This window comes from Nocardioides bruguierae (assembly GCF_023656415.1).
GTDB classification, from domain to species: Bacteria; Actinomycetota; Actinomycetes; order Propionibacteriales; family Nocardioidaceae; genus Nocardioides; species Nocardioides bruguierae.
Window position 1 is genome coordinate 1 of record NZ_JAMOIL010000006.1, and the last position, 17,297, is coordinate 17,297.

Below are 17,297 nucleotides of genomic sequence, written 5' to 3' on the forward strand. Positions count from 1 at the left end.
CACGATCAGACGCTCGGGGCCGCCAGGCCGGTCGCGGCGGGTGGCGCGGTGAGGCGGGTACGGGGGGTCAGCGATCGCGAGCTTCATGACGAGACCTCCCCTGAGGTGGACGACGGCTCGGGACGGACAGCGCGGTTCTCGGGCGGCTCCCACGGCACCTGGTCGGGCACTCCAACCGGGGTGTTCAGGTCGTGGTCCCTTCGCACTCGTATGTCGCCGGGCACCTGAACCGCCATCCGCATGGCGAAGCCGAACAGGGCCACGCGGGTCATCGCGCCGGGGCGTCCGCTCCGGTAGGTGGCGAAGTCGCCATCGACGCGCTGGAACAGATCGACCTCGCGCTGCTGGAGGATGATCGACCCAGCGCACTCACGGGTCACGGCACCCTCGGGGGCCGCCTTGAGCCCGGCGGCGATCCCCGCCTCGGAGACGGGGTTGTCGGGGTCCGTGGGGTGACAGGTCATGCCGGGCGCCTCGCCGGTACGCAGCCCGGCCCACAGGCGACGCAGGTTTGCCTTGGTGTACCACCCGTCGGGAGTGTGCTTGCCCTGGTTGGCGGTGAGCCACGGACATGCCTGACACGGACTTTTGGTGGCCTCGCGCACGGCGGTTCGGCGGCTCTCGTCAGCCACGGTCGGCCTCCTGGTCGGTCGTGGACGACTGACGTGGTGCCTTGGCCTCCGCGCTCAGCTGCTCGGCGGCCTCCTGGAGCGCACGGCGGCGGTGGGCGGCGCCGGGCGTGCCGTGCTCGAGCGGGATGCGGTCGCGGAGCGCCTGGGAGGCGTCGGCCATGGCCTGGCTGTAGGCGACCTGGCAGCGCTCGGTGATGCGCCGGCGGTGGGCGGCGATGGGGTTGAGGGTCATCGGTGGTCTCCGTTCGTGCGGGGGCAGGTGGTGGCGTGGGTGCGGTACCAGGCACCGACGGCCTCGGCGGTCGTCAGCAGCGCGTGGCCGCCGCAGCGGGTGCAGGTGAGCCGCCAGGGCCGGGTCAGGCCGGTCACTCGAGTTCCCGGACCTGGCGTGCGAACCGCTCGTGCGCGGACTGGCGGGTGACTCCCAGTTCGTCGCCGATGGCGGCCCAGGCCGCCCCGGCGGATCGTGCGGCGGCGACGCGCTGGAGGAGGACGTTGCGGGCGTCCTCGAGGTCGATCTGGGCGTCGCTGATGCTGGCCATGACGGCGCGCGGGGCGGTCACGACCGGGCTCCCTTGCTGCGGGTGGGGACTCCGAGGCGGCGCAGGGCGTCGTAGACGGTCGGGGCGGTGATGCCGTAGTCCGGGGCGATCCGGCCGGCGCTCTCGCCTGCCGCGTACCGGGTGGCGATCTCCTGGCGCTGGGCGTCGGTGATCTTGGTGTTGTCGGGCGGCGCGGTGGGGCGGCGCGGGATGTCGTGGAGCCGCATGATCTTCAGGACGGTGGGCTCGCTGAGGCCGACCTCGTCGGCGACCTGCTTCTGTGTGTGTCCCTGCTCGTAGAGGCGGCGGACCTGGGCGGCGATCTCGGGGTCGCGGGACGCGCTGGGCTTGTTCTGCGCACGGCGGGTGCGGCCGTCGACCAGCTCGACTCCGCTGGCACGGAGGACGCGCCGGATGGTCGCAGGGGTGTGCTGCATCGCCGTGGCGATGGTCGGGACCGTCTCGCCGGCCTGGTAGCGGCGGATGACCTCGGCGTCTCGCTCGCCGCGGGGCAGCGACTTCTTCGGCGTCCGGGCTGATGGCTCGCGGCGCCGGGCGGGCGCCTGCTTCGGGCCGGTGGTGGCGTTCGGCGCGATCGGGCTGGCGCAGGGTCCGCAGATCCCGGTCTCGGTGTCGACCGTGCCGGAGCGGCGGTGGCAGAGCGTGCAGAGCGGGGCGAGCGCGTCGAAGTCGAGGCCGAGGACTCGACCGGCGGGGTCTCGGAGCATCGGGGTGGTGGGCATGGTCAGGCTCCCTGGTGGTGGGTGGGCAGGCCGGGGTTGGTGCTGGGCTGGGTCATGCGGCGATGTCCGCTCCGAGGGAGGCGGCGACGGCGGCGATGAGGTCCCGTGCGGCTGGGGGCGTGACGGCGTTGCCGGCGAGCTTCACGCGCTCGCGGCGGGTGCCGTGCCAGTGGTAGTCGGCGGGGAACGCCATGCCGGCGGCGACCTCGGTGGGCTCGAGCATCCGGAAGAGGCAGTCGTCGACCTGGGCTTCGGCGGCGGTGATGTCGCCGGGGGTGATGAGCGACTGGTGGCCGGTGGTGGTGAGGGTCCGGTAGGGCTCGGTGGCGGGGGTGAGCATCTCGGCGCCGTCGCCCTTGCTGCTGTTGTGCCGCTGGATGAGGGCGTACCGGTCGACGGTGGTGAGGGTGCCGAGGGGCTCGGTGGCGGGGCGGGCGGTCTTCGTGGCGCCGTAGTAGGGGAGGACGAGGCCGTGGTGGTTCCCGGAGGCGGTGAACGTCGCGGCGGGCTGGTCGACCGGGCGGGCGGTGGACCCGCCGCCACGGAGCTCGGCGATGAACGGCACCGGCTGCACGAGCGCGTCGAGGTGGCGGCTGGTCTGGGTGCGCAGCGGCCGATCGGTGGAGGCGACGCGGTCGCCGGCGCGGCCCTCGAGCGGCACGATGAGCGCCTTGGACTCCATCGTGTGGAGGGTGCGGAGCACGTCGTCGGTGGACCAGGCGCGGTAGTAGGCGTCGGGGCGGCCGAACGCGGGGTGCTTGGGGTCGGCGGCGTCGTACTGGTTGCCGCCGGACTCCATGTGGAACGGGGACCAGTAGCGGGCGATGCCGGCGGCGATGCGGCGGCGGGTCTTCTCGGCCAGGGGCCGGGGCCGGTCGCCGATGCGGGTGCCGGTCAGCGTCCAGTCGATCGCGGCCGCGGCGGGGAGGTAGCCGGGCTCGACGACGGTGCCGCAGGCGGCATGGACGTAGACGTACTGGGAGCGGTACTTCCCGACGGTGCGGCCGTTCTTCCACGACTGCTGGGCGTCGGCGACGGTCTCGCAGCTGGTGCACCAGGCGAGGGGCCGCAGGACGCGGTCGATGTCGGGGGCGGTGTTCCCGGCGAGCCAGCAGACGATGTAGAGCCGGTCGCGGGACTGGGGTGCGGGGTCGCCGTGCGCCTGGGCGTGCATGCTGTTGAGCGACACGACGCGGTACTCGTAGCCGAGGTTCCGCAGGCCCTTCTTCCACAGGGCCCATGCCTCGCAGTACTTCGGGTTGGTGGCGATGTCGACGACGTTCTCGATGACCATCGCGGCGTAGCGGTGGTGCTCGGCGAACCGGAGGACGTCGAACATCAGCAGCCGGGACCGCTGGACGACGGCGGTCTCGGGGTCCTCGTCGACGAGGTCGGGGTCGAGGAGGGACAGCAGGTCGGCTTCGACGGAGACGGAGGTGTACTTCCCGCCGGACGCCTGGGACCACTTCGTGCACTCGGGGGAGGCCCAGAGGATGTCGGTGCGGGGGAAGTAGCGGGGGTCTTCCTCGTGGAGGTCGACGGCGGCGTGGTCGGCGTCGGGGTGGTTCTGGTTGTGGACGTCGACGGCGAGCTGCCAGTGGTTGGCGGCCATGCGGATCTCGATGCCGGGGATCTGCATCGCGCCGGTCGAGGACCCACCTCCACCGCAGAACAGGTCGGTGACGGTGAGGGTCATCGGCTAGCCGCCTGCTGGGCGGCGACGATGGCGGCGTCGAGGGCGTAGACGTCGCGGTGCACGGGTGCGCCGAGCTGGGTGCTGGCGGCGTCGTCGATGGCGCGCACGGCGCCGCGGACGGTCTCGGCGTCGTGGGACGCCTCCCGGGTCAGGGTGTCGACGATGACGAGGGCCGCGTGGGCCTCGGCGTCGGTGGTGATGGCCATGGGTGGTCTCCTGGGTGTTCAGCTGGTGCGGCGGCGGGTCGGTGTGGCGAGGTGGAGGCGCCAGACGTCGGGCCACCAGACCCAGACCCGGCGGGTCTTCAGCTCGCAGTAGCCGTCGATGACGGCCTCGGGGTCGCCGGCGAACGCGGCGCGGAGTTCTCCGCCGCAGCGGACGAGCTCGTGGGTGGCCGGCTCGAAGATGTCGGCGGGGCAGGCGGGGAACTCGCCGGGCGGCCAGGTCGCGTCGCACTCGGTGCAGTGGTCGGCGACGTGCTCGAGCTGCGGGCCGAGCCACTTCGCGATGGTGCGGACGGGGCGGCCGAGCGAGGCGAGGGTGGAGCGGGCGTCCGGGAGGGCGACGTACTTCTCGGCCTCTTCGCGGCGCAGCTGCGCGGCGTGGGCTCGTTGGAAGTCGTCGTCGTCGAACCGGTGCTTGCAGGCGGGGCACTTCCAACGGTCGTCCTCGGGTCTGGAGCGCCAGACGGGCTCGAGGGGCAGCGCGGACGGGCATGGCCGCGGGCAGGCCAGCGCGTGACCGGTGCGAAGGCGGCCGCCGCACTCGGTGGCGGTGGTGGTCTGGCGGCGGGTCGCGGCGGTGCAGGGCTGGTCGTCCGGGCCCGGGTTGGTCTGGCGGTGGCAGGTGTCGCAGGTGCGTAGGGCCGGGGCGGTGGCGGTGCACAGCGGGCAGGCCCATGTGTCGATGAAGCGGGGTGCGTAGGCGCGGACGAGCCGCGGGTGGGTTGGGCATGTTGGTCGGTCGCACTCGACGCGGGTGCGGTCGTCGCGGTGGCCGGCGCGGAGCAGGTTCTCCATGTGGACCCGGACGCCGCGGACGTCGTCGGCGAGGTGGGGCCAGCGGCCGGTGTCGTGGGTGGTGATCCAGTCGAGCTGGTGCCGTAGGAACGACGCCTCGGTGCGGATGGTCGGGATGTGGTCCCAGACGGCGTCGAGGGCCCACCTGTACTGGTTCGACCACCAGCGCAGCACCTGGAGCGCGGGCACGGCTGCGTCGTCGTCGGCGTCCTCGTCGATCGCGGGCGACGGGCCGGGGAGGCGCCACTCCTCGTGGAGCTCGACGCGCCGCTGCCACGTGTCGGGGTCGGCGACCGGAGCGAGGTTGATCATCGCGCGGCCGCCGGGCAGTGACCGGCCGTCGACCTGTGCGCGGGCGTCGTTGACGGCCTGGTCGTGGAGGCCGTCGGCGAGGTTGATGATCTCGGTGAGGTCGCGGGCGACCTTGATGGGGTCCGGGTGCTGGTTCACGGGCGCTCTCCGGGCGGGGTGGGGGTGTAGAAGCCGTCGTGGCTGAGCCAGACGAGGTCGTGGATGTCCCGGGCGGCCCAGATGTCGGCGACGCCGACGGTGGCGGGGTCGACGCCGCGGGGGACGAGCCATCCGAGGCGGGTCGCCTCGCCGCGGTTCGCTTCGACCCAGCCGTGGCAGCCGGTGGTGCCCGATCCGCAGAGCAGGAGGAGGTTGGCCGGGGTGTTCGCGGTGGGGTCGGTGGTGCCGCCCATGCCGCGGGGTCGGCGGTGGTGGATGGAGTGGTCGCCGGTCCAGGTGTCGCCGATGCGGAGGCCGCGGCCGCAGCGCTCGCAGCGGCCGGCGCAGCGGGCGATGACGAGGTGGCGGGTCTCGAGGGTGGGGCCGGTGGAGCGGCTGGTGCGTCGGGTTGGTCGGGTGCGGCGGAGGGTCATCGTGCTGCCTTCGACTCGGCTGCGCACTGGACGCAGAAGCGGGTGGACCCGGTGTGGCCCGGGGCGGGGCATGGGGTGTCGGTGACGAGCGCGAGAGAGGGTGCGCCGGGGTGGGGGATGGACTCCCAGCCGGCGAGGAACGCCTGGATGGTCTGGGGCGGGTCGTCGCGGCGGAGAGTGCGGACGGCGACGTCGACGAGCTTCTGGTCCCCGTGGATGGCGATGAGGTCACAGATCGCGGTGGCCTGGTGGGGCTTGAGCTTGTCGGTCCGGATGCCCGTGAGCGCGGTGTAGCGGCGGAGCTTGCTGGCGAGGATGTCGATCGCGACGTCGTTGTCCACAGGCTGCGGCGGCGTCGCCGCGCGGGCCGCCGCGGTCGGGTCGGGTCGGGTCGGGTCGGGCCGGGGCGACTCGGGGTCGCGAATCGCGGGCGACTCGGGGCGATCCATCGGGGGCGACTCGGGGGCGACTCGGGGCGACTCGGCGTCGTCGTCGTCGTTGCAGAACCGGCAGGTCTTGGAGACCTTCCCCTCGCGGACGTGCCACCGCATGTGGTTGCCCTGTGCTCCGGCGTCGGAGTAGTCGGGGGTCGTCTCGCTGCCGGGGTTGAGGTCGGTCCAGTCGTGGAAGCGGAAGCCGGGCTCGTCGTCGACCTCGTCGGGGCGCCAGAGGCCGGCGTCGACGAGTCGGGCGGCCAAGGCGTTGGCGTCGTCGTCCCACTCCTCGAGGACCTCGGCGGGCACGAACCCGCCGTTGCGCTGTCGTCCCGCCCAGGCGCCGGCGAGGGCCCACAGCCCGAAGGGGCTGGAGTCGCGGGTCTTGTCGGGGTGGGATCGGCGGACGCGGCGGGCCTTGCGGTTGTCCGGCAGCTGGTCGTCGACTCGGAACCACGTCATCGCGGCATCGCCGCCCGGACGCGGTCCGCGATGTCCACGGGGACGTCCCAGACGCCGAGGCGGCCGGGGACGTCGATGTGCTCGGTCAGGACGATCGGGTTCGACACGACCCAGTGGGTGGCGTCCGGCCACGCCCAGGGCGAGCAGGACCCGTCGCAGGTGTGGACGCGGTCGAGGTTGACGGCGCCGATGATCGCGCCGAACTTCAGCGCGGTGTCCTCGGCTGGTCGGCCGAATGGTGGGATGCGGAGCGGGTGGGCGAGCTGCTCGATCTGCTGGTGCTCGGCCGTGGCGGCCATGCTCCTGGAGGCGTGGATGAGCAGGAGCCCGCGGTGGCTCGTGGAGCGGGTGCGGTTCTCGATGTTCTTGCCGGCCCGGAGGATGGCCCATGCCCATGGTTGGCGGACGCTGAGCGCCTTCACGTGGTGGTCTCCCTAGTTGCTGCTGGTGATCGCGGCGATCTCGTCGCGGGTGTGCTGGTGGAGGCGGTGGAAGGGGTAGCCGGAGACGAGCTCGCGGGCCGCGGCCTCGGTGATCTCGAGGCGGACCTGGTAGTGCTCGATGGCCTCGCGGGGCGTGAACGCCTGCCCGTTGACGAGGACGAGGGCGTCTCCGGCCTCGGGGGTGAACGGCGGCCGGTCCTCCCACTCGAACGCGCGGGGCCGGTCGTTGACCCGGGCCCACCGGATGCGCTGGTCGCAGCCGGGGACGCGGCACCACTCCCAGGAGCGGCGCGGGGACCCGACCGGCCCGCCGATCACGCCGCCGGCCCGTCTGCGTCCTGCAGCTCGCGCTCCCAGAACTGGAAGTGGACCTCCTCGACCAGCGGAAGGGCGGGCAGGATCAGCGAGGTGCGGCCCTCGTTGAACGCGGCCAGGTCGTCGTCGTCGAGGGAGTCGACGAGGCGGCGCTTCGTCTCCTCGTTGGCGTGGCGGGTGCACAGGGCCTCGCCCGCGGCGGCCTGGTCGGCGGCGCGGTCGGCGCGGCGCCCGAGGATGATCTGCCACGCCGACCAGCCGGACAGGACGACGGCGGTACCGAGGCAGACCTCGATCAGGACCCACACGGCGCGCTCGCTCATCGGACCGACTCCAGCCGTGGGCTCTCGTGGAGGTAGGGCAGTCGGATCAGCGGGACGAGGACCTCGTCGGGACGGACGGTGGCCGGCGGGCGGCGGCGCACCAGGACGCGGGTGTTCGGGGTGCGGATGCCCCACAGGAGCAGCAGCCCCCAGGTGGTGGCTCGCATCCGGCGGTTCTTGGTCGAGCTCACGGTGTCTCCCTTCGTGAACGGGTGGTCAGGTGCGGATGAGGTCGCGGTCCCAGGTCGGGACGTACTGGCCTCGGTTCCGGCGGTCGGTGATGCGGTCCATGCGGTAGCCGCGGGCGTGGGCGGCCTGGATGCGGGCGGCGTCCTCGGTCTGGCGGCGCTGGTCGTCGGCGAGCTGGAGGCGTTCCTCTGGGGTGAGCGCGGCGAGGCGGAGCCGGTCGAGCCGGGTCCGCAGCGCCTGCTCGAGGTCCCACCGCGGCGTCAGTGCCGCGGTGGTGGGCCGGCGCACGGGTGCGGGGCCGTGGATGAGGAGCGCGAGGTAGCCGACGCCGTGGGCGTCGTCGACGTCTCGGGCCCAGGCGAGGGCCTGGCGGAGGTCGTCGATGGTGAGGTCGGCGTAGGCGGCCGCGATCTGGTCGCGGCTCGTGAGCGCCGTGCTGGTGCGGCCGAGGACGGGCGGCAGGTGGCGGGTGCAGCGGCGGCAGAACCGCGCGCCGCGGAGGTCGATGGGGCTGGTCGACGGGACGACGGCCAGGCGCCGCGTGCGCACGCCGCACGCCGGCCGCGACGAAGCGGTGGCCCACTGGCCCGTGGCGGTGGTGGCTCCGGTGACGACGTGCACGACTCCACCGGGCCGGTGACCGAGGAGGGCGCCGGCGCGGAGGGCGGCGACGATGCGGACGCCTGGTGCTGGGTCCATGGGGTCTCCCAGGTCTCGAGCGAAGGGCAGGGATGGTGGGCCGCGAGGACGCGGTGGGCGCGCGGTCACGCGTCGAGCAGGGCGCGGATGTAGGCCTCGAGGGACGCGACCTCGATGAGGTACTTGCCGGCGGGCTCACCGTCAGCGGTCGATCCGAGACGCTTCGAGGCCAGGCGGCCGTTGTGGATCTCGCCGCGGAGGAACGACGCGCTCATGCCGGTGGCCTCGGCGGCCTCGGCCAGGCTGTAGGCCATCTTCCGGACGGTCACTGGACCATCACCCGCTTCGCGCGGCCGACCGATTCGAGGAGCTCTTGGACGTTGTCGCGGAGGAGCACCACGGTGGCGGGGTCGAGGTAGTAGTCGGGGTCGTGCTCACGGCCGGTCAGGTCTTCGACCATGTCGTTGAGCGCGGAGAAGATGAGGTAGGCCGCGAACTCCTCGCTGCGGGTGGGCTCAGGCTTCTGCTGGTAGCCACGGGCCGGGCTGTACTGGTCCAGGCCGTCCGGGTCAGCCGTCAGGTGCGCGATCCGTCCACCGGCCGTGCGTGAGCGGGCCTCGTCAGAACGGACCTGTGCCGCAGCGATGGCGAGGTCATGTGGGCTCCTCATGCCGCCACCGGGAACCGGTCGCCGGTCTTGTGGCGGAGAATCTTGATGCGTCGGCCGGCGCGCTTGGCGTTCCAGGCGAGGATGAACCAGGCGAGGGTCTCGTCGGACTCGGTCGCGAGTCGGGTCGAGCCCTCGCGTGTGAGCCGGTTGCGGAGAACGAGGATCGGGTCGCCCTCCTCGAGGCCGGCGCCGGTGCGGAGCTTGACGAAGAACTCCTCGGCCTGGGCGGGGTCGATGCGCGCGAAGATCAGGTAGGCCAGGCCCAGCGTGGAGGCGGCGCAGCGGACGTTCGCGCGGGTCAGGTCCGCGGCGACCGCGGCGGCTCCGACCAGCGGGTGGGCGTCGTAGTAGGCGCTCATCTCGGCCTTGCTGGGTGCCGTGCCGCCCTTCGTGCGGGCGCCGTCGGTCCAGTCGAGGATGAGGGCGCGGCGCAGGATGCTGGAGACGGTCTTGGCGTGCACGTCGTGGCCGGCGAACTGGAGGGTGTTGGCCATGGTCCGCTTGCGGCCGTCGTCCATCGTGGCCTGCGCCTCGCGGGGCAGGTTCCACACGACGAAGGAAGTCAGCGGGACACCGGACTCCACGCACGCCTGGAGACGGTGCTGCCCGTCGATAAGCCGCCCGTCGACGTCGAAGCGGATGGCGTCGCCGTTGAGCTGCCAGTTCCCGGCGGCCATGTCGCGGGCGTACCGGGCCACGACCGACGCGGACCGGTTGCGGTTCCCGAGGTTCCGGTCGGCCAGGATGCTGGCCGCCTCCTCAGGGGCGAAGGTGCGGCGGCCCGAACGAGGGCCGTCGAAGAGCTGCTGCTGGGGCTTGTTCATGGGGTAACCTCTGTCTCAGGTAGTGAGTTGATGACCTGGTGCAACAGGTCGTTGATCCGCAGAAGGTCGTGGCGATGTGTCTCCGCGACCTTCTGCGCGTTTTGGGGCCACCGGTCGTCCTCGGTGAGCCTGCGGAGGGACTGGAGCTTCTTCTCCGCGTCGTAGACCGCGGTCCAGAAGGAATCCGGAAGCGGACGACGGCGAGCACCGTTCGACGCCGCACGCTCGGGACCTGACGAAGCCGGCTCCGCCGACGCCTCGCGCGCCTTCCGGGCGACGTTGGCGCGGGAGAGGTTTCCCTCGGCCTTGGCGGCGTCGATGGCTGCGTCGAACTGATCGGCCTCGGGGGCAGCGTCTGCCGTCGAGAGAAAGCCGGACTTCCCGTCCCGTCCGTACATCTCGCCGTAGGTCCCAAAGTCAGTCAGGCGCCCGAGGCTTTCGCGTTGCGAAAGCCTCTGGCTGGATGCGCCGTCGTCCTGTCGTCGGATCGTCCCCTCGGCCTGCCCCTTGCGGATCGACTTCGCCAGGGCGTACTCGGCGCGGCGCACCATCTCCTGGGCGTCCTGCTGGATCTCCTGGCTGAGGCCGAGCTGCTTGGTGGCCTCGGCCGCAGTGGCGATCTGCGCCTTGACCATGACGATGTCGGTGATGTCGGACCGCTCCACGGCGGTCGAGAGCCACGAGGCAGCGCGCTCAAGGAGCGTGGTGACACTGGCCTCGCTGCTCGGGTCGACAGGGATGAGGCTCATCAGCCCACCTTCCTTCTATCTGTCCGTGAAGACGGAGCGATCTGGCCAGAAAATCCGGACGATCGCGCTACGAAAAGGAGGCCGAAGGGGACCTCCAGGAAGTGTGCGATTCGGGCTGCCGGCTCCGCCTTCAGGGTCGTCTCTTCACCTCGAAGCAGACGCTGCATGTACGTGTGCGACCGCCATCCAGCCTCGACACTCAGGCGGCGAGCGCTCACGTTCTTGGTCTCCATCAGCTCCTTGAGGAGCGACAGGTCCTTCACTTCCATCCAGAACTCCAGGATCTTCGCGGTGGTCACAAGGTAAGCCTTTCATGGCCGAGGTGTCCAGAGAATACGAGCATTCTGCTCGCTGGGTGTCCGTGCCGTCAAGCGATGGACGAGACAACCACGCAGGTGAGAGGTAATTTCACGCGTGGAATTTCCTTCCTCTTCGTGTCCACGTCCCCCGCGGATTGAGTGTCCGGGACGTTTGCCGAAGTCGAGCGACGTGAGGACGCTGCTTCCATGACCGACAAGCCGGGCCACCTCTGGGCCGTGATCCAGGACTGGCTCGACACCTTCAGATACCGGCCGCCGTCACAGCGCGACCTGGCCAAGGTGCTCGGGGTGAGCTCGTCGTCGCTGACGGAGTACAAGTACGCCCGCAACATGCCGCCCCCGATCGTGGTCGTGAGGCTGGCGCGCGAGATGAGAGTCCCCTACGAGCTGGTCCTCAACGCGGTACTGGAGGACCACGGCTACCGGGGCGAATCGCTCGCGAAGACTCGAGAGGAAGTGATGGGCAATGCAGAGCATCCCGCCGCCACCAGAAACCTTGTACGGGTGCCCAGTGTGGATCGCCCCACCGAAGGCATCGACGAGTACGACCTCCCGGATGACGGAGACCTGGACGACCTGGATGATCGGCGGCGGCCGGCGCCGCCGGGCGCGCGACTGGTAACCCGAGCAGCTCGCACGGCGCGCGGTGAGGGTGCGGTCAAGCAAGCTCGTGACCGGCAGGACGCGGCAGGCGAGCCCCCTGCGGATGACGCGGACGACTTCGAGCCGCGATGAGCGAAACGCAACGATGTCCTGACTGGATGGCTAGGCTCCCCGCGTGTCCCCGGCCCTAACTCCCGAGCAAGCCGCCCGCCGCCGCAGGATCAACACGTGGGTCTTCGCTGTCTTCGGCACGCTCTTCAGCTTGATCATTCTGATCGTGGTGGTCGGTGAGATCGTCAATCCTTCGGACGGCGACGACTCTGTCGGGTCCCCTGCGGCGACCCCCGCGACCATCACGACCGCCACCGCGGAGTCGACCACCGTGGACGTCGACTGGCCAGGGCGCGTGCGCCGATGGGAGCGGCAGAACGCCATCGCTACCTCGGACTGGTGGGACCTGGTCACTGGCATCGAAGTCCAGTCGAGCCTCGGGCTGCTCAACGTCGAGACGAGCATCTACCCCGATGGCGACGCTGAAGCTGCCGCGGCGCCGATCTGCGGCGCGTACTCGACCATCTTCTTGGACTACCCAGCGCTGACGACCGTCCGGGTCCTGGCTTCCGATGGTCAGCGCATCGCTATCTGCGGGCCTGACGCATGACCGGCAGTTGGGCAGGAGGTCCCGGCTCGGTCACCCGTATGCGAGACCAGCAGGACGCGGCCGGCGAGCCGCCCGCAGATGACCCAGATGACATGGAGCCGCGCTGATGACCAGCTACCAACTAGCCCCGTACCTCGTCCGTGTGCATGTGCGCGGCAAGCCGAACGAGAGTCGGCCTCTCGATGACCTGCAGCCGAAGGCGGGTCTGGACCTCGCGACGGAGCTGGCCGGGCTGCTGTCCGCGCACGTGGGGAAGTTGTACCGGAAGCCCCAGACCAAGGCCGGGGTCAGGCCTCAGCGGATTCAGGTGGTCTCGGTCGGTCAGTCGGGACGGACCTTGAACTTCGTGGCCTCGCCAGGTCGATCAGGGATCGAGAGTCGCACCTTGAAGCGCGACGGGTCAGCGCCCCTGTCCAGGGCGTTCGATGATGTGGAGCTGATCGAGCACCGGCACTTCTTGGCGTACGCCGCCAACGCGCACTGGGCGATCCTGCTTGCCGAGCGGATCGCCGGCGATGGAGTGGTCACTGACCTCCGCGAGCTCATGACCAAGGTGTGGACGCGCAGGCACCCAGATCTGGTCCTCACGATCAACCCCGCAGGTGACGAGCAACTGTGGGACACAGTGCTGGAGAACCGGCCAGTGAAGCAGTACATCTTCAGCCGTGCGACGACGAGCGATGGGAAGCTGTCTGTCTCGGACAAGGGTGCGAAGTTCGAGCTGCACGTGCGGCCGGCCGAGCGTGGGGCACGGTTCGGGATCAAGCCGTTGCGAGCCCGCGCGACGAAGGAACAGAAGCCGCTGAAGGAGATCTTCCTCCAGGAGGTCACGCCGGTGCTCGCCGGCGAGTACGAGACCCCGGAAGAGGGAGCCGCAGCGCTGATGGAGCAGCCGTGGAGCGTTGCGGTTCAGCTTGAGCTCGATTCGGGACAGTCGCCGACCGTGAACATCGAACAGGACTCCCGGGTGACCATGACATGGGCCATCATCGACGGTGTCGATGAACCGGCGTCACGGCCCTCCGACGAGGATGTGATCCAAGCCGTGAGAAGACTCGTCAAGGCGGACTTCTTCGCGAAGAATGGCCTGGGTCAGCACCACGCCGACTCCCTTCAGTGGACGCCGGGCCCGTGGCAGTATTCAGGACAGAAGCCTTGGGAGGTGCTCTGGGATGTCGATACAACTGGAGCGCAAGCCGACGCCCCCGGCGCCGACGCTTCGTGAGCGTGCGGGCCGCGTTGCTTCGTCAGCCAGCGTGCGTGACTTCGTCTGGCTGCTGGGGCCTGCCGGCATCGTCTGCGGACTTGTGCTTGCGCTCGAGGTCCAGTTAGTCGCAGCCGCACCGCTCCTGACCGCTACCTCGATCCTCACCGGCCTCACGTTCTCCATGACGACCACGCTGTGGAGTCGGAACATCGACGCGCGGAGGGACCCAGACATCGCCCTGCACGCGGAGAAGCTGAGCATGCTGGACGGGATGCTGAACCACCTCATCGAAGCGGTCATGGCCGGCATGGCCGCCACCGCGGCCCTGGTGGTCACCATCATTTTCTGGGGGTCCGACGTTCCTCCGCTCGTCTCCGCGATCGACGCGTTCCTGCTGATTCACCTGCTGTGCCACGTCATCGCGCTGGTGCCGCGGTTCTTGAAGATGGCCAAGTTGATTCGATGACCGAAGGCAGCCCGGGGGTGGATCTGGCTGTTCACCTTCCTCGACTGGTCGGTGGGTCGGCCAGGGTGGATTCGCTCCTCGCTGAGGCAGTTCGGTCTCGGGTGAACCCAGGCAGCGGGGTTCGTGTGGCCGAGGTGCTGGCGCGGGAACTACGTGATGGCTCCAGGACGGCAGCAAGACGACTTGTCGAGGTTCTCGTCGGAGATCTCCACGCCCGGACGGTGGTCGTCGTGGGGGCACCCGACTCGTTCCTGGTGCGGGTGCACGCGGCGGCGGTGGAGCAGGGGTGCGTCGATCAGGTCTTCGCGCGCAGGTTGGGCGCCGGGGAGGCTCTACTCATCGCTGACTACCTAGACAGCGTCTCCCCCTGACCAGTGTCGGTGGGCAGCCGTACGGTCAGTGCATGCTTGACCGACGCCGCTGCCGTGACCACCGTGGCCACCACCCGTGGCGGGCCATCGGGCAGCTCGCCGACTGGCGGATCGACTGGACCGACGACCTTGAGCCCGGGGTGTGGGGCCTGACTCTGCATCGCGAGAAGCGCATCCTCATGGCCAACGGCCTCGACCAGGCCGAGCGCCGCTCGACGATCGCGCACGAGACCGGTCACGTCCTGCGTGGTGCGGCGAGCGTCTGCCAGCGACTCCGCGAGGAGACGCTGGTCGAGCGCCAGGCTGCGCGGCTCCTGCTGCCGTCGGTCCGTCGCATCGGTCACGCCCTCGCGTGGCACCAGGCCGACCACGACAAGGCGGCCCACGACCTGTGGGTCGACGACGCGCTCCTCGGTGCCCGGCTCTCCACGCTGGCGCCGCGCGAGCGCGCCTGGCTCGACCAGCAGCTAGACACGATCCTGCTCTGAGCCGGACGACGGCCCACCGGCGAGCAGCGCGGCCGCGCTCTCGATAGCGCGACGCTTCTCGGCGAGGCGCGAGGTCATGTAGCCGCGGCTGGTGACGTACGAGGAGTGTCCGAGGATCGCGGTGATGGTGACGTCGTCGACGCCGAGCTCCTTGAGGATCTGCGCCGCGGTGTTGCGCATCTCGTGGCCGACGTAGGGGCGGCCGCTCGGGTGCGCGACGTCGGCGGCCTTCTGGAGGCGACGGAACTCCTCGGCGTCTTCGGCCTTGTCGATGGGCCAGCCGTCTGCCCTGGCCCACACCAGACCGTGTGGGTTGGTGGGTGCGGTGTCGCGGTAGGTCAGGAGTGCGTCGCGCATGGTGGCGACCATCGGGATGACGCGGTAGCCCCTGCGGCTCTTGGGTCGTACCAGGTGGAACCGTCCCTGCAGGTGTCGGACTTCGTAGTCATCGGGAACGCGGAAGCCGGCCTTGCGGTCCTTCTTGTCCCGGTAGGGGAGGGGCTGCAGCTGCCACTCGACGGTGATGATGTTCGTGTCGAAGTCGATGGCGTCCCACGTCAGGCCGAGCGCTTCGCCCTGGCGCAGGCCCTGCAGAAAGGAGACGAGGTAGCGGGTGCCGTGCGGCAGGTCGGCGGCTTGCTCGAGTACGGCGACTGCCTGGTCGAGCTGCAGGGCGGTCCGGTCGCTGGGCGGCGGTGCGCCGGCGTTCGCCGCGGCGTTGAAGACGGTGTGGGGCACGTCGTAGCCCTCGGTGAGGCTGTCTCGCAGCATCTTGATCAGGATGCGCCGCGCGAGGACCGCCGACGGGCGTCCGGCGGTCCTCGCGACCTTGGTCTCCACGGCGCGAAGGTCTCGCGGGCTGAGGTCGACTAGGCGCTTGGTGCCGATCGTGGGCACGATCCACTTCCGCACGGCTCGCACGTTCGACTCGTAGGTCTTCGGGCGCTTGGTCCTCTCGCGCATCTCCAGCCACTCGTCGGCCCAGGACTTCACGGTCTTCCGGTTGATCTTGATGGACCGGGCGGCGGCAGCCTTAGCGATCTCGGCCTTCTTGTCGCGGACCTTCCGGGCGATCGCAGCGCGGTGGGAGCAGCGGGCGGGGCAGGCGGGGAGGCACCCGGGTCCGCTCACGGTGATGCGGCGCCGGGTGCTGGCCTCGGTCCAGCCGGCCTCGAGCGCGGCAATCCAGCGCCCGTCGGATGAGCGTTGGTAGAGGCCGCCCTCGCCGTAGCCCTGGCGTCGTTCCTTGCTCACTGCGGGACCCCCGAAATGTAAGCCATCGTGTTAGCCATCTCTATGCGCACTATAGATGACAGTGCCGGCATTGGGCCTGATCAGAGGAGGTTTCTCGGTTGTGTGAGCGAGGGTCCTCAATTACTTGTAATAAGGATGTCGCGGGTTCGACTCCTGTCACCGGCTCCACCCCTGCCGATAGTGCGCGACGAAATGGCTGTGTTCCCGGCCGTTCGTGGTGCTTTTCGTCGCGCACTATCGGCAGCTCCCGCCTGGCCTGTGGACGAACACCGACGACGGCCCACCACGGGGCATGACTCCTGCATGTCACAGGACGGTGCAGCGCCGGGGAGCGAGCGGGGGCTGGTCGCCCCCGTTCCGGTCGACCCTGCCGGCAAGAACGGTCCGACCCGCGGACAGGCCCGGGGACGCGGGTGGCGGCGGTCCGGGCACGGGCTGTACGTGCCCGCCGAGGTACCGGTGACGGTGGACCAACGGATACTCGAGGTGGGCGTACGGCTGCCCGGACGGGGCGCCGGCCTGACGGGCTGGGCAGCACTGCGCTGGCACGGTGGAGGTCGCTGGTTCACCGGGACCTCGGCGGACGGAGCATGGCTCGACGTCCCGGTGGCGCTCGCACGGATGTCCGTCCGGCCCCAGCCTGGGATGTGCGTGACCCGTGAGCGGATGGACGAGGGGGCGACCACCATCCTCGATGGCATCCCCGTGCACACGCCGGACCGCGCCGTGGGCTGGGCGGCTCGCTACGCCGCGACCCTGACCGAGGCCGTCGTGCTGGTCGACATGGCGCTGGCAGCGGACCTGGTCACGCTGGACGACCTCGTGCTCTGGTGTGCACTCCACCCGAGCTGGACCGGCATCGAGCAGGCACGTCAGGCCCTGCTCGTCTCGGACGAGAACTCGTGGTCTCCCCAGGAGACACGCCTCCGCCTGCGTTGGCTGGACGCCCGTCCGTCGGCGCGCCTGGTCACCAACCGTCCGGTCTTCGACCGCGCCGGGCGGCACGTCGCCACGCCCGACCTCCTGGACCTGGATGCCGGCGTGGCCGGCGAGTACGACGGCGATTCCCACCTGGACCGCGGCCGGCGTGCCGGCGACCTGGCGCGCCTGGCCCGGATGCGCTCGCTCGGGCTCGAGGTCGAGACCTTCGTGGCGGGAGACCTGGCGGCGCGTGGCCCGATCGTTGGGCGTCTGGGCGCTGCGTACGCGCGGGCGATCCGGTCAGGGGTTCGGCGTGAGTGGACCGTGACCCCTCCGCCGGGGTGGACGAGCACCAGCACCGTCGAGGAACGACGAGCGCTCACAGCGTCCCAGCAGCAGCGGTTCCTGGGCTACCGGCGTGCGGCGTGAGTGGCCGATAGTG

The 17,297-nt window shown here is 70.6% G+C and carries 28 protein-coding genes; 7 read left to right on the forward strand and 21 right to left on the reverse strand.

Going from position 1 to position 17,297, the window contains the following annotated elements; translation table 11 throughout:
• Nucleotides 1–83: 83 nt before the first annotated feature.
• The 20 genes from M8330_RS05785 to M8330_RS05880 form a co-directional block, all read right to left on the reverse strand.
• A complete protein-coding gene (locus tag M8330_RS05785; RefSeq protein ID WP_250826551.1) occupies nt 84–632 on the reverse strand; it encodes a hypothetical protein in 549 nt (182 codons plus the stop codon).
• Nucleotides 625–864 (reverse strand): hypothetical protein, encoded by a 240-nt coding sequence (locus tag M8330_RS05790; RefSeq protein WP_250826552.1) that lies wholly within the window; start codon nt 862–864, stop codon nt 625–627. The genes M8330_RS05785 and M8330_RS05790 overlap by 8 nt, the downstream gene beginning before the upstream one ends.
• Nucleotides 861–1,001 carry a hypothetical protein gene (locus tag M8330_RS05795; RefSeq protein ID WP_250826553.1) on the reverse strand — a complete coding sequence of 47 codons (141 nt, stop codon included), beginning with the start codon at nt 999–1,001 and terminating at the stop codon, nt 861–863. The genes M8330_RS05790 and M8330_RS05795 overlap by 4 nt, the downstream gene beginning before the upstream one ends.
• Entirely contained in the window at nt 998–1,195 is a 198-nt protein-coding gene (locus M8330_RS05800; protein ID WP_250826554.1) for a hypothetical protein, read from the reverse strand. The genes M8330_RS05795 and M8330_RS05800 overlap by 4 nt, the downstream gene beginning before the upstream one ends.
• Entirely contained in the window at nt 1,192–1,917 is a 726-nt protein-coding gene (locus M8330_RS05805) for a helix-turn-helix domain-containing protein (RefSeq protein WP_250826555.1), read from the reverse strand. Before M8330_RS05805 ends, M8330_RS05800 begins: the two co-directional genes overlap by 4 nt.
• Before the next feature lie 52 nt (nt 1,918–1,969).
• Nucleotides 1,970–3,613: a DNA cytosine methyltransferase gene (locus M8330_RS05810; protein ID WP_250826556.1), complete on the reverse strand. Its 1,644-nt coding sequence runs from the start codon at nt 3,611–3,613 to the stop codon at nt 1,970–1,972.
• Nucleotides 3,610–3,819: a hypothetical protein gene (locus M8330_RS05815; protein WP_250826557.1), complete on the reverse strand. Its 210-nt coding sequence runs from the start codon at nt 3,817–3,819 to the stop codon at nt 3,610–3,612. Before M8330_RS05815 ends, M8330_RS05810 begins: the two co-directional genes overlap by 4 nt.
• 18 nt (nt 3,820–3,837) lie before the next feature.
• On the reverse strand, nt 3,838–5,082 hold the full coding sequence (locus M8330_RS05820; RefSeq protein ID WP_250826558.1) for a hypothetical protein: 1,245 nt from the start codon (nt 5,080–5,082) through the stop codon (nt 3,838–3,840).
• Nucleotides 5,079–5,516, reverse strand: a complete 438-nt coding sequence (locus M8330_RS05825; RefSeq protein ID WP_250826559.1) for an HNH endonuclease — start codon at nt 5,514–5,516, stop codon at nt 5,079–5,081. Before M8330_RS05825 ends, M8330_RS05820 begins: the two co-directional genes overlap by 4 nt.
• Entirely contained in the window at nt 5,513–6,412 is a 900-nt protein-coding gene (locus M8330_RS05830) for a hypothetical protein (protein ID WP_250826560.1), read from the reverse strand. Before M8330_RS05830 ends, M8330_RS05825 begins: the two co-directional genes overlap by 4 nt.
• On the reverse strand, nt 6,409–6,834 hold the full coding sequence (locus tag M8330_RS05835) for an ASCH domain-containing protein (protein WP_250826561.1): 426 nt from the start codon (nt 6,832–6,834) through the stop codon (nt 6,409–6,411). The genes M8330_RS05830 and M8330_RS05835 overlap by 4 nt, the downstream gene beginning before the upstream one ends.
• A gap of 12 nt (nt 6,835–6,846) precedes the next feature.
• Complete coding sequence (locus tag M8330_RS05840) at nt 6,847–7,173, reverse strand: hypothetical protein (protein WP_250826562.1); 327 nt, start codon at nt 7,171–7,173, stop codon at nt 6,847–6,849.
• Nucleotides 7,170–7,493: a hypothetical protein gene (locus M8330_RS05845; RefSeq protein ID WP_250826563.1), complete on the reverse strand. Its 324-nt coding sequence runs from the start codon at nt 7,491–7,493 to the stop codon at nt 7,170–7,172. The genes M8330_RS05840 and M8330_RS05845 overlap by 4 nt, the downstream gene beginning before the upstream one ends.
• A complete protein-coding gene (locus M8330_RS05850; RefSeq protein WP_250826564.1) occupies nt 7,490–7,684 on the reverse strand; it encodes a hypothetical protein in 195 nt (64 codons plus the stop codon). Before M8330_RS05850 ends, M8330_RS05845 begins: the two co-directional genes overlap by 4 nt.
• Nucleotides 7,685–7,709: 25 nt before the next feature.
• Nucleotides 7,710–8,381, reverse strand: a complete 672-nt coding sequence (locus tag M8330_RS05855; protein WP_250826565.1) for a hypothetical protein — start codon at nt 8,379–8,381, stop codon at nt 7,710–7,712.
• A 65-nt stretch (nt 8,382–8,446) separates the two neighbouring features.
• On the reverse strand, nt 8,447–8,635 hold the full coding sequence (locus M8330_RS05860) for a helix-turn-helix domain-containing protein (RefSeq protein ID WP_250826566.1): 189 nt from the start codon (nt 8,633–8,635) through the stop codon (nt 8,447–8,449).
• A gap of 11 nt (nt 8,636–8,646) precedes the next feature.
• Complete coding sequence (locus M8330_RS05865) at nt 8,647–8,991, reverse strand: hypothetical protein (protein WP_250826567.1); 345 nt, start codon at nt 8,989–8,991, stop codon at nt 8,647–8,649.
• Nucleotides 8,988–9,815 carry a hypothetical protein gene (locus M8330_RS05870; RefSeq protein WP_250826568.1) on the reverse strand — a complete coding sequence of 276 codons (828 nt, stop codon included), beginning with the start codon at nt 9,813–9,815 and terminating at the stop codon, nt 8,988–8,990. The genes M8330_RS05865 and M8330_RS05870 overlap by 4 nt, the downstream gene beginning before the upstream one ends.
• Entirely contained in the window at nt 9,812–10,564 is a 753-nt protein-coding gene (locus M8330_RS05875; RefSeq protein ID WP_250826569.1) for a hypothetical protein, read from the reverse strand. The genes M8330_RS05870 and M8330_RS05875 overlap by 4 nt, the downstream gene beginning before the upstream one ends.
• Entirely contained in the window at nt 10,564–10,863 is a 300-nt protein-coding gene (locus tag M8330_RS05880) for a helix-turn-helix domain-containing protein (RefSeq protein WP_250826570.1), read from the reverse strand. Before M8330_RS05880 ends, M8330_RS05875 begins: the two co-directional genes overlap by 1 nt.
• A gap of 207 nt (nt 10,864–11,070) precedes the next feature.
• Between M8330_RS05880 and M8330_RS05885 the strand changes: the two genes are divergently transcribed.
• The 6 genes from M8330_RS05885 to M8330_RS05910 all read left to right on the forward strand — a co-directional run bounded on the left by M8330_RS05885 (nt 11,071) and on the right by M8330_RS05910 (nt 14,680).
• A complete protein-coding gene (locus M8330_RS05885; protein WP_250826571.1) occupies nt 11,071–11,619 on the forward strand; it encodes a helix-turn-helix domain-containing protein in 549 nt (182 codons plus the stop codon).
• Between the two features lie 43 nt (nt 11,620–11,662).
• Nucleotides 11,663–12,148 carry a hypothetical protein gene (locus M8330_RS05890; protein ID WP_250826572.1) on the forward strand — a complete coding sequence of 162 codons (486 nt, stop codon included), beginning with the start codon at nt 11,663–11,665 and terminating at the stop codon, nt 12,146–12,148.
• Between the two features lie 106 nt (nt 12,149–12,254).
• Nucleotides 12,255–13,373 (forward strand): hypothetical protein, encoded by a 1,119-nt coding sequence (locus M8330_RS05895; protein ID WP_250826573.1) that lies wholly within the window; start codon nt 12,255–12,257, stop codon nt 13,371–13,373.
• 31 nt (nt 13,374–13,404) lie between these two features.
• Complete coding sequence (locus tag M8330_RS05900; RefSeq protein ID WP_250826574.1) at nt 13,405–13,821, forward strand: hypothetical protein; 417 nt, start codon at nt 13,405–13,407, stop codon at nt 13,819–13,821.
• A complete protein-coding gene (locus M8330_RS05905; RefSeq protein ID WP_250826575.1) occupies nt 13,818–14,192 on the forward strand; it encodes a hypothetical protein in 375 nt (124 codons plus the stop codon). Before M8330_RS05900 ends, M8330_RS05905 begins: the two co-directional genes overlap by 4 nt.
• A 32-nt stretch (nt 14,193–14,224) precedes the next feature.
• Nucleotides 14,225–14,680 (forward strand): ImmA/IrrE family metallo-endopeptidase, encoded by a 456-nt coding sequence (locus M8330_RS05910; RefSeq protein WP_250826576.1) that lies wholly within the window; start codon nt 14,225–14,227, stop codon nt 14,678–14,680.
• Here the strand turns inward: M8330_RS05910 and M8330_RS22345 are convergent.
• A complete protein-coding gene (locus tag M8330_RS22345; RefSeq protein WP_250826577.1) occupies nt 14,660–15,934 on the reverse strand; it encodes a tyrosine-type recombinase/integrase in 1,275 nt (424 codons plus the stop codon). The two genes, M8330_RS05910 and M8330_RS22345, sit on opposite strands and share 21 nt — an antisense overlap.
• A 651-nt stretch (nt 15,935–16,585) precedes the next feature.
• On the opposite strand from M8330_RS22345, the gene M8330_RS05920 reads away from it, so the two are divergent.
• Nucleotides 16,586–17,284: a hypothetical protein gene (locus M8330_RS05920; RefSeq protein ID WP_250826578.1), complete on the forward strand. Its 699-nt coding sequence runs from the start codon at nt 16,586–16,588 to the stop codon at nt 17,282–17,284.
• The last annotated feature ends 13 nt before the right edge of the window (nt 17,285–17,297 follow it).

Coding starts and splice junctions, on each gene's coding strand:
- M8330_RS05790 (WP_250826552.1), bottom strand. CDS start 864: ATGACCCTCAACCCCATCGCCGCCCACCGCCGGCGCATCACCGAGCGC.
- M8330_RS05805 (WP_250826555.1), bottom strand. CDS start 1,917: ATGCCCACCACCCCGATGCTCCGAGACCCCGCCGGTCGAGTCCTCGGC.
- M8330_RS05810 (WP_250826556.1), bottom strand. CDS start 3,613: ATGACCCTCACCGTCACCGACCTGTTCTGCGGTGGAGGTGGGTCCTCG.
- M8330_RS05815 (WP_250826557.1), bottom strand. CDS start 3,819: ATGGCCATCACCACCGACGCCGAGGCCCACGCGGCCCTCGTCATCGTC.
- M8330_RS05825 (WP_250826559.1), bottom strand. CDS start 5,516: ATGACCCTCCGCCGCACCCGACCAACCCGACGCACCAGCCGCTCCACC.
- M8330_RS05830 (WP_250826560.1), bottom strand. CDS start 6,412: ATGACGTGGTTCCGAGTCGACGACCAGCTGCCGGACAACCGCAAGGCC.
- M8330_RS05845 (WP_250826563.1), bottom strand. CDS start 7,493: ATGAGCGAGCGCGCCGTGTGGGTCCTGATCGAGGTCTGCCTCGGTACC.
- M8330_RS05855 (WP_250826565.1), bottom strand. CDS start 8,381: ATGGACCCAGCACCAGGCGTCCGCATCGTCGCCGCCCTCCGCGCCGGC.
- M8330_RS05860 (WP_250826566.1), bottom strand. CDS start 8,635: ATGGCCTACAGCCTGGCCGAGGCCGCCGAGGCCACCGGCATGAGCGCG.
- M8330_RS05865 (WP_250826567.1), bottom strand. CDS start 8,991: ATGAGGAGCCCACATGACCTCGCCATCGCTGCGGCACAGGTCCGTTCT.
- M8330_RS05870 (WP_250826568.1), bottom strand. CDS start 9,815: ATGAACAAGCCCCAGCAGCAGCTCTTCGACGGCCCTCGTTCGGGCCGC.
- M8330_RS05875 (WP_250826569.1), bottom strand. CDS start 10,564: ATGAGCCTCATCCCTGTCGACCCGAGCAGCGAGGCCAGTGTCACCACG.
- M8330_RS05885 (WP_250826571.1), top strand. CDS start 11,071: ATGACCGACAAGCCGGGCCACCTCTGGGCCGTGATCCAGGACTGGCTC.
- M8330_RS05895 (WP_250826573.1), top strand. CDS start 12,255: ATGACCAGCTACCAACTAGCCCCGTACCTCGTCCGTGTGCATGTGCGC.
- M8330_RS05905 (WP_250826575.1), top strand. CDS start 13,818: ATGACCGAAGGCAGCCCGGGGGTGGATCTGGCTGTTCACCTTCCTCGA.
- M8330_RS05910 (WP_250826576.1), top strand. CDS start 14,225: ATGCTTGACCGACGCCGCTGCCGTGACCACCGTGGCCACCACCCGTGG.